1 protein-coding gene is annotated in these 270 nt (G+C 38.9%); it reads left to right on the top strand.

Annotated features, from left to right (window positions below; all coding sequences use genetic code 11):
- Positions 1-23: 23 nt before the first annotated feature.
- Positions 24-270: hypothetical protein (locus tag AAEY57_RS20070; RefSeq protein ID WP_350608673.1), on the top strand; the 247-nt coding region annotated here is incomplete at its 3' end.

Genomic DNA, 270 nt, shown 5'->3' with positions numbered 1-270 from the left:
CCCGCTTATGCAATAGGATAAACATGACCTCTTTACAGCACATAATTAATCGCCGAGATTGGGAAAACCCAATTTCAGTACAAGTTAATCAAGTAAAAGCGCACAGCCCACTCAATGGATTTAAAAGCGTTGACCATGCCCGTACTAACACACAATCACAAAAACAAAGTTTAAACGGCCAATGGGATTTTAAATTATTTGATAAACCCGAAGCGGTTGATGAGTCATTACTAAGTGAAACACTAAGCAAAGACTGGCAAAGCATTACAG

Source organism: Pseudoalteromonas sp. MER144-MNA-CIBAN-0113, from assembly GCF_040308965.1.
GTDB lineage: Bacteria > Pseudomonadota > Gammaproteobacteria > Enterobacterales > Alteromonadaceae > Pseudoalteromonas > Pseudoalteromonas tetraodonis.
The sequence above is the reverse complement of the archived record's forward strand: the minus strand, read 5'-3'. Positions and strand labels throughout refer to the sequence as shown.